The organism is Roseibium sp. FZY0029, from assembly GCF_036350355.1.
Taxonomy (GTDB): Bacteria; Pseudomonadota; Alphaproteobacteria; order Rhizobiales; family Stappiaceae; genus Roseibium.
In genome coordinates this window covers 67369-76174 of sequence record NZ_JAZDVZ010000013.1, presented here as the reverse complement: position 1 = coordinate 76174, position 8806 = coordinate 67369, and the positions used below count along the sequence as shown (strand labels likewise).

General features: G+C 60.4%; 8 protein-coding genes and 1 pseudogene. 6 read left to right on the top strand and 3 right to left on the bottom strand.

All coding sequences use genetic code 11. The annotated features are described in order from the left end of the window. Window positions 1-179 (top strand): annotated as a pseudogene (locus V1T76_RS27735) (HlyD family type I secretion periplasmic adaptor subunit); the annotation flags it as partial. A gap of 77 nt (window positions 180-256) precedes the next feature. Here the strand turns inward: V1T76_RS27735 and V1T76_RS27730 are convergent. The 3 genes from V1T76_RS27730 to V1T76_RS27720 are packed head-to-tail and all read right to left on the bottom strand — an operon-like array spanning window position 257 to window position 3051. Next, window positions 257-487 (bottom strand): hypothetical protein, encoded by a 231-nt coding sequence (locus V1T76_RS27730; protein ID WP_330563906.1) that lies wholly within the window; start codon window positions 485-487, stop codon window positions 257-259. Window positions 488-545: 58 nt separating this feature from the next. Then, on the bottom strand, window positions 546-1331 hold the full coding sequence (locus V1T76_RS27725) for a GntR family transcriptional regulator (RefSeq protein ID WP_330563905.1): 786 nt from the start codon (window positions 1329-1331) through the stop codon (window positions 546-548). Next, the gene (locus tag V1T76_RS27720; RefSeq protein ID WP_330563904.1) at window positions 1309-3051 is read right to left on the bottom strand and encodes a glycerol-3-phosphate dehydrogenase/oxidase; all 1743 of its coding nucleotides are present in this window, start codon (window positions 3049-3051) and stop codon (window positions 1309-1311) included. Before V1T76_RS27720 ends, V1T76_RS27725 begins: the two co-directional genes overlap by 23 nt. Window positions 3052-3330: 279 nt before the next feature. Here V1T76_RS27720 and V1T76_RS27715 point away from each other — a divergent pair, with 279 nt between their 5' ends. The 5 genes from V1T76_RS27715 to V1T76_RS27695 all read left to right on the top strand — a co-directional run bounded on the left by V1T76_RS27715 (window position 3331) and on the right by V1T76_RS27695 (window position 8801). Further along, a complete protein-coding gene (locus V1T76_RS27715; RefSeq protein WP_330563903.1) occupies window positions 3331-4884 on the top strand; it encodes an FGGY-family carbohydrate kinase in 1554 nt (517 codons plus the stop codon). Continuing rightward, on the top strand, window positions 4881-5969 hold the full coding sequence (locus V1T76_RS27710) for an ABC transporter ATP-binding protein (protein WP_330563902.1): 1089 nt from the start codon (window positions 4881-4883) through the stop codon (window positions 5967-5969). The genes V1T76_RS27715 and V1T76_RS27710 overlap by 4 nt, the downstream gene beginning before the upstream one ends. Continuing rightward, window positions 5969-7060: an ABC transporter ATP-binding protein gene (locus tag V1T76_RS27705; protein WP_330563901.1), complete on the top strand. Its 1092-nt coding sequence runs from the start codon at window positions 5969-5971 to the stop codon at window positions 7058-7060. Before V1T76_RS27710 ends, V1T76_RS27705 begins: the two co-directional genes overlap by 1 nt. Beyond that, entirely contained in the window at window positions 7053-7916 is an 864-nt protein-coding gene (locus V1T76_RS27700; RefSeq protein ID WP_330563900.1) for a carbohydrate ABC transporter permease, read from the top strand. The genes V1T76_RS27705 and V1T76_RS27700 overlap by 8 nt, the downstream gene beginning before the upstream one ends. A gap of 132 nt (window positions 7917-8048) precedes the next feature. Beyond that, window positions 8049-8801: a carbohydrate ABC transporter permease gene (locus tag V1T76_RS27695; RefSeq protein WP_442970195.1), complete on the top strand. Its 753-nt coding sequence runs from the start codon at window positions 8049-8051 to the stop codon at window positions 8799-8801. Window positions 8802-8806 lie beyond the last annotated feature (5 nt).

Below are 8806 nucleotides of genomic sequence, written 5' to 3'. Positions count from 1 at the left end.
TGAGTTTCTACGTTGCCCGGCTTGTGATCGATGAGAGCGAACTCACCAAACTTGGTGACCAAGCCCTTGTGCCGGGCATGCCTGTCGAGACGTTCCTGCAGACCGGTGACAGAACGGTGCTCAGCTACCTGGTGAAGCCGATACGGGATCAGATAGCCCATGCCTTGCGGGAGAGGTAAGTTATTTTCCTTGAGTTCGACCTTACAGACGCCGCTGCTGATCCATGGAACGTGGGGAAACCGAATTAGAAAGTTGCTCAGACCTGAATATCGATGGTCTGTGCCGATTGCGCTCTTTCCAAAGCTTGTTGAGCGGAGGAAACATTCTGCTGAAGATGCTCTTGCGACAAACCTCCGGTCAGGCTTTCCAGCCTGGTCAGGGTTTCTTTAAATCCAGATAACCGTTCTTGCTTTTGAGCTTCGCTGGTTGGGACGGCGGCTTCGTTAACAGTGATGGTACCATCCGGACGGAGGTCACGCCCTTTCAACAGCCAAATCTCAAGGCGTGTTAACTCGAAAACTTTGCGACACACCCTGTTCACATAGTCACTTGATAAAGAAATGCAGCCGCGACTTGTCCGTCCTGTGTTGCGCAAAATACAGCTCGATCCTGCGACCATTCTGATCGGTAGAGACGGACTGAATATTCAAAATTGCGCTGCCCGGTTCTATATTCAGCAGCGAAGCAGTATCGGCGTCGGAATTTGCAGCGCTGACCCAGCGTTCGGCTTTTTTCAAGACGATTCCGTATCGCTGCTGCAACGTTTGATAGAGAGAGCGGTTGCCCATCGGAGTTGCGGCAAGGCCCGGCACCGCCGAAGCCCGCAGGACCGCTGTCACGCGCGTGCGGGGTTCGCCATCGACGAAAAGTACCCGGTCGATCTCGACAACCTCGGCCTCATCGTCGGTCAACTGGAGCAGCCTTGTTTCTTCATCGGTTGGCTGGCGCAGGCATTGGTTGAGCAGCTGGCGTGTCACGATGTGCCCTGATCGCTGCAGATCGCTGGTAAACGACATTGTTGAGCCGACGAAATCCTGATCGGTGCGAGGCTCGCTCACGAAGGATCCCTTGCCCTGCATCTTGTAGATGCGCTGTTCCATGACGAGCTGTTTGAGCGCTTCGCGCACCACTGTTCGCGAGACACCAAAGCGACGGCAGAGGTCGGCTTCGGACGGCAATTGGGTGTGGGGAGGCAGCTCGCCACTTGCGATCTGGGTCATAAGCCAGACCTTCAGCTGTGCCCATAGCGGCAGCCGCAGATTGTCGTCCGATCGCGATACAGCATCCGAGTTGGCGGCGCCCGCGATGTCAGGCAACTGTGGCTTCGTCATATATGTCTGCCTCATTCTTATTATGTACGTACGAAACGTGATGCCGATCCCGGAGTTGCTCAAGAAGCTCCGCGACTTCGGCGTCTCGTTGCGTCTGGGTCCAGCCCAACTCCGGCGCGATAATATCCGCCAATGCATTCAGGCTGGTCTCGGACGCGAGACCTTCGAAAGCCAGCAGGCTGCGCCTTAGCACGATATCATGAAACCGGGAAACGCGCTCGTGCCGCGCCATATAGCGGATCTCCCCGACAAGATATTCCCGCGCACCGGGTATTTCCACGCGCCCGGCCTCATCAAGGTCTTGGGCGACTTTCCTGGCGCGGGTGCCGTAACGGTTCACCAGCCGCTCTGCCGCCGCTGTCTTGATACCGCCGTCCCTTGCGACCTCCGCTACAAGGGAGCTGCGCGCTGCTGAGTCCTTTGGAAAATCCCGACCGCCACCGACCGGCAGCGTCAGGGTCGAGCGGATGCGGGTCTTGTTCAGGCGGGGCAGGATATGGTCCACAAGTTGTTCGGCGCAGGCGCGGTAGGTCGTCCATTTGCCACCAACCAGCGTGACCACGTCGAACGGCCGGGTCTGATTGGCCGGAAAGTCGCGGAAGCTGTGATCTCGGCTGATCGCCCCGGTTGCACCGGCATCGCTGCGTGGCAGCGGACGAACGCCGGCATAGCTGTAGCGGATCTGATCGCGTTCCGGATGGCTCCGGGGCAGAACATCCCGCAAGACGCCGAACAGGTACTCGATCTCTTCTTCGCTGCATCGAGCGGCATCGATCTCCCTGGTACGCAGATCGGTGGTGCCCAGAAGAATCATTTGCTCATTGAGCGCATAGACGAGGCAGGCGCGGTGGTCGTGCGTTTCGAAATAGAGCATAGCGCCGTTGAGGTCGCGCACGAGGTCCGGGCGTTCAAGCACCAGATGCGACCCCTTCGTCCCTTCGCTGAGTGGCTCTGGTATGCCGATATTCGCATCGACCTCGTCGATCCAGGGGCCGGCGCAGTTGACCACCAGGCCCGGACGCACCGTGAAAGTCTCGCCTGTGGTGCTGTCAGTGAGGGTCACGCTGCCGTTGGAAAGCCCGGTCACAGCCGAATAGGAAAGCGCACCGGATGCCGGGCAATCGATTTCGGCATCCTCGACGAGTTCGAGCGTGTAGCGTTCGGGCGAGACGATCCGGGCATCCCAGTATTCCAGCACCGCCTGCACGCCTTGCGCGAGGCCTATGCGCGCGCGCGCCTCTGAGATAGGGACGGGCCGGTGGCGGGGCATGGTGCGGTCCTTGTCGCCGAAGCGGTCGAAAAGCGCGAGGCCCATACGCACCACGATCGAACCCTTCGCACCGGGCGTTCGTTTCAGCCGCAAGAAGCGCAGCCCGGCGGACATCACGCCACCAAACCGGCTGAGCGCCGGGACCCAGACCGGGATCGGCTTGACGAGATGCGGTGCGTTCAGCAGCAGGCGATTCCGCTCCTCGACGGATTCGCGCACCAGTTGAAACTCTCCGGTTTCCAGATAGCGCAAGCCGCCGTGAATCAGTCTCGAAGGCGCGGAACTGGTGCCGGACGCAAAGTCGCTCTTGTCGACAAGCAGCGCGGGCACACCCTGCGCAGCCAGATCACGATAGACCCCGACCCCGTTGATGCCACCGCCAACGATGAGGACCGTGCCATCAAAGGCTCCGGCTTTCAGGCGGTCCGAGATCTTGCTGCGTTTTTCCATCACATCCTCCCCATCGGCCCGTTTCGATGACCGCTCAACATATAATTACAAGTCGGTGAAACATGTGTCAAATCAAGCTCGGTCGATGCCTGTTCTTATGAGCGTTTTTGAATTTTGGCAGGATATGCCGCCGGTTTTCCGCGATTTTTATTGTGTATTTCTTTTCTTGACAGGTCTGGTCATCTGTCTTCATAGTCAACATGTAATAACAAGTTGAGAGGAGTAGCGGAGCACGGCAAGGCCGCCAGAAGGTCGAAGGAGAATTTGGGAGGAGGAAAAATGGTAGCTCGGCTACTCGGTATCGACTCGGGCGGTACCATGACGAAGGTTGCGTTGTTCGATGACGTCGGCAACGAGATCGCCTGTGAACACAGTCCGAACCGGATTCAGTTTCCGCATGCGGGCTGGACGGAGCGGGATCCGGATGGCATGTGGCGTGCGGCGTGTGAGGGTATCCGCACCTTGCTCGAAAAGACGGGCACATCGCCCGGCGACATTGCGGCGGTCACCGCGGTCGGCTATGGGGCCGGTCTCTATTTCGTGGATGCCGACGGACGGGTTGTTCGGCCTGGCATCGGCTCGACCGACACTCGCTCCGCGGAAACCATCGCTCTTTGGGAAGAGACGGGTCTGAAATCGGACCTGGAATCCGCGATTCAACAGGCGGTCTGGGCTGGACAGAGCCTGCCGATCCTCGGGTGGTTCGAACAACATCAACCCGATGTGCTGGACCGTACCCGCCATTTGCTGCTCTGCAAGGACTTCCTCCGCTTCCGCCTTTGCGGCGATATTTCCACCGATCCGACTGATGCCGGCTGCGCCGGGTTCGCCGATGTCTCTAAGGGATGCTATGCGACCGATGCGTTCATCGCCGCAGGCCTTGTGGACTGTATCGAAAAGCTCCCCGAAATCGGTGCATCAACGGACATTGCCGGCTATGTGACGGCCGAGGCGGCGGCACAGACCGGACTTCTAGAAGGAACCCCGGTGTGTCGTGGTGTCTATGATGTGGTCGCCTGCTCGCTCGCCTCTGGCCTGACCCGTGCCGACGAGCTTGGTGTGGTCGCAGGCACGTTCAGTATCAACTCGCGCCTGTACACCGCACCTTCTCTTGATCCGCTGCCGACCTTGCAGGTCGCCTATCCGCTTGAGGGAAAGTATCTTGCCACGATGGCCGGGGCGACTTCGGCCAGCAATCTTGAGTGGGTCTGTAGCACTTTGCTCGCAGCCGAGGCAGACGTCGCCCGGCGCAACGGGCGCTCGATCTACGAGGTGTGCAGCGACCTTGTTGAAAGCGCGATTGATCGCGATTGCGGCATCCTGTTCTTTCCATATGTCTTCGGCGGACCAAGCGGAGCACCGGCAGGTTTGCTGGGTGTCCAGGCAGGCAGCCAGTTGCCGGACGTGCTGCGGGCCGTATTCGAAGGCATCGTCTTTGCCCATTGCCAGGATATCGGCTATCTGCTCGGCAAATCCGGAACCGATGGCATCCGTCGAGTTCTCCTGTCGGGAGGCCCTTCCAAGAGCCCGGTCTGGTCGCAGATCTTTTGCGATGCGCTCAACCTGCCGCTCGTCGTAGCCAACGGATCAGAATTCGGTGCCAAGGGGGCTGCAATGTGCGCTTCCGTTGGCGTGGGAATGCAGCCTGACCTGACAAGCGCCATCTCGGCAATGACCCGGATATCACGCACGCACACGCCTGACCCGGACCGTGTGGAGGTGCTCAAGGCTCGCTATCGCCGTTACAGCGAGGTTGGCGAGCGGCTTGCCGCCGCCTGGGTGCCGCACACGGCCCCCGATTGTGCCTCCAGCTATGTCGGGGCCTCAGCATGACGTTTGCAATTCACAATGTCCGCTGCACGGTGGCCGGAGAAACCTGGCTGGAGGATGTGACCCTGTCCTTCGAGCCCGGTAATCTGTATGTCCTCCTGGGGCGCACAGGCGCAGGCAAGACATCGCTGCTGCGCGTGCTCGCGGGGCTTCATCGCCCGGACAGCGGAACGCTGGTTCAGAACGGGACCGACCTCACCGGTATGCCAGTGCGGCACCGCGATATCGCCTTTGTCTACCAGCAATTCGTCAACTATCCGTCGTTCACGGTCTATGACAACATTGCCGCGCCGTTGCGGCGCAAGCGGATGGACCGGGCCACGCTCAATGCCAAGGTCCGGGACGCTGCGCGAATGGTGCATATCGACCACCTTCTCGATCGTCTGCCTCAGAACCTTTCCGGTGGACAGCAGCAGCGGCTTGCCATCGCGCGGGCGCTGGTCAAGGAGGCGGGCGTGTTGCTGCTCGACGAGCCGCTCGTCAATCTCGACTACAAGCTGCGCGAAGAGCTTCGTGCCGACCTGCGACAAATATTTCGCGGTGGCGGCGCAACCGTTGTTTATTCCACCACTGAGCCGGACGAGGCGCTGCAAATGGGCGGCACCACGATCGTCATGGAAGAAGGTCGGGTGATCCAGGTCGGTCCGGCTGCCGAGGTGCACGCCAACCCCTGCTCGGTCAAGGTCGCCGAAATCTTCTACGACCCGCCGATGAACGTGATCGAAGGGCATGTCTCAGACCAGACGATCAACTTCGCCGGCATCCGCACCGCGCTGCCCGCACACATGCAGGGCCGTGTTTCCGGGGCGTGCCTGCTTGGCGTGCCGCCGCATCGCATCCGTCCTGCCACCTGCGGACAATCCGGTGATCTTGCCGGCCGCGTAAGCCTTTGCGAGGTCGATGGCTCGGCGACTTTCGTGCATTTCGAATATGGCGGGCATGAATGGGTGATGAAGCGGGACGGCGTGCATCCCCAGGCCAGCGGCAGTGATTGCAAGGTCACGATCGATCCGGCCGGATGCTTTTTGTTCGACGCATCCGGCCAGTTGCTCGCCACACCCGGCCCTCGCCAGGCGGAGGCTGCATAATGGCTCAAATCGTGATCGACTCGCTTCGTCATTCCTATGACGGGAACCTGTCCAACCCGGACGCCCTTGCCCTGAAACAGATTGACCTGACCTGGGAAGACGGACGTGCCTATGCGCTCCTGGGTCCCTCGGGCTGCGGCAAGTCCTCTATGCTGAACATCATCTCGGGCCTCGTGCGCCAGACCTCCGGCCGTATCCTGTTCGATGGGACCGATGTTTCGGACATGCCGACAGAAAAGCGGAATATCGCACAGGTGTTCCAGTTCCCGGTCCTCTACGACACGATGACTGTCGAGCAGAACCTTGCCTTTCCTCTCAAGAACCGCCGCCTTCCTGCAGACGAGATCCGTCGCCGCGTTGCCGACGTGGCCGAAATGCTGGAACTGGGGCCGCTGTTGAAGAAAAGGGCGGCCGGCCTTGGGGCTGCGGAAAAGCAGAAGATCAGCCTTGGACGTGGCCTGGTGCGTTCGGACGTTGCGGCTGTGCTCTTCGACGAGCCGCTGACGGTGATCGACCCGCATGTGAAGTTCGAGCTGCGCCGCAAGCTCAAGCTGCTGCACGAAGAACTGGGGCTGACCCTGATCTACGTGACACACGACCAGAGCGAAGCCTTGACCCTGGCCGACGAGGTTGTGGTTATGGCCGAAGGCGAAGTGATGCAGGCCGGTACGCCCGAAGAGCTTTACGAGCGGCCCAGCCACACCTTCGTGGGCAATTTCATAGGCTCGCCGGGTATGAATTTCATTCCCTGCCGTGCCGATGGCGAACGGCTTGCCTTCTCAGGCGGATCGCTGCCGTTACCCCCCGCGCTGTCGCGCAAGATCGTGAGTGGCCAGTCCCTGAAGATCGCCATCCGTCCGCAGCATCTGCGGCACGGTCAGCCACGCACCGAGCGGATCGCCGCGCAGCTCGTCGAGCTTCTGCCCCGGGGAGACAGTTACGTCGCGGATCTGCGGATCGGCGAGACCGCCGTGGCGATGCGCGTGCCCGATGATGCCGAGCTGCCTTCGGGGGAACTCGGGGTCACCTTCCCGCCGAAACACACCCTGCTTTATGCCGACGACCGTCTGATTGGAGATCTCGATGCATAAGACCCAAGACAATAGGGCCTGGTTCCTGATCCTTCCGGTGGTGCTCTTGGTAGCCTTTTCCGCCGTGATCCCGCTGATGACAGTGGTCAACTACTCGGTGCAGGACATCTTCGGACCTGGCCAGCGCTACCTGATCGGGCTGGAATGGTTCCGCGAGACCCTGCGAGATCCGGAAGTGCATCGTGCATTTCTGCGGCAGATTGCGTTTTCGGGGATCGTGCTGGCGATCGAGATCCCGCTTGGCGTGCTTGTGGCGCTGGGGCTGCCAAGGGTCGGTTGGAAGTCCTCGCTCGCCATCGTCATCCTCGCCCTGCCCCTGTTGATCCCGTTCAACGTCGTGGGCACGATCTGGCAGCTCTATGCGCGGCCCGAGATCGGCTTTTTCGGCCGGGTCATAAACGATCTCGGCATCGTGTTCAACTATACCGCCGATCCGGTGTCGGCATGGGTGACAATCGTTGCAATGGATGTCTGGCACTGGACGCCGCTGGTGGCGCTTCTGGCCTTCGCCGGGCTGCGCTCGATCCCCGACGCCTATTACCAGGCGGCCCGCATCGACGGCGCCAGCCGCGTGGCGATCTTCCGCTACATCGAGCTGCCAAAGATGCGCAGCGTTCTGACCATCGCGGTGCTGCTGAGGTTCATGGACAGTTTCATGATTTACGCCGAACCCTTCGTGGTCACCGGCGGCGGTCCAGGCAGTTCCACGACGTTCCTGTCTATCAGGTTGGTGAACATGGCAGTGGGCCAGTTCGACCTCGGCCCCGCAGCGGCGTTCTCCCTGCTCTATTTCCTCATGATCCTGCTGGTGTCCTACGTGTTCTACACGATCCTCCAGCGTATCAGCGCCCAGTGAGGTGACGATATGACCATGATAACCCACACATCCGCTCAGCCCCGTACCGGCATGGCCGCCCTACTGAAGGGCAATGTCCTGAACAGCCGCGCCGCCGGACCGGTTTTGCTCGGTCTCTATCTGAGCTTCCAGATGCTGCCGATCTACTGGCTCGTCCGTATGTCTCTGATGCAACCAGGAGACATCATGTCCAGCTCGGCGTTCCTGCCGAAAGCACCGAGTTTCGATAACTACAAGACGATCTTCACTGATCCTGCCTGGTACATGAGCTACGTGAACTCGTTGAGCTATGTCGTCCTGAACGTGATCATCACGCTCTCGGTGGCGCTGCCGGCGGCCTACGCGTTCTCACGCTACAAGTTCATCGGCGACAAGCACGTGTTCTTCTGGCTCTTCACGAACCGGATGGCGCCGCCGGCGGTGTTCCTGCTGCCCTTCTTCCAGCTCTACTCTGCGGTTGGGCTCTTCGATACGCCTCTGGCAGTGGCGCTTGCGCATTGCCTGTTCAACGTGCCGCTCGCGGTCTGGATCCTTGAAGGCTTCATGTCGGGCGTTCCCCGGGAAATCGACGAGACTGCCTATCTCGACGGCTATTCCTTCCCGCGCTTCTTCCTGACGGTGTTCCTGCCACTGGTCCGCGCAGGGATCGGGGTTACCGCCTTCTTTTGCTTCATGTTTTCCTGGGTTGAGCTGCTGCTGGCCAAAACCCTCACCTCGGTCGAGGCCAAGCCCATCGTCGTGGCGATGACACGAACGGTATCAGCCTCGGGTCTCGACTGGGGATTGCTGGCCGCGGCGGGCGTTCTGACCATCCTGCCGGGTGCCGCAGTCATCTATTTCGTTCGCAACTACATCGCCAAGGGCTTTGCCCTGGGCCGCGTCTAAGGAGG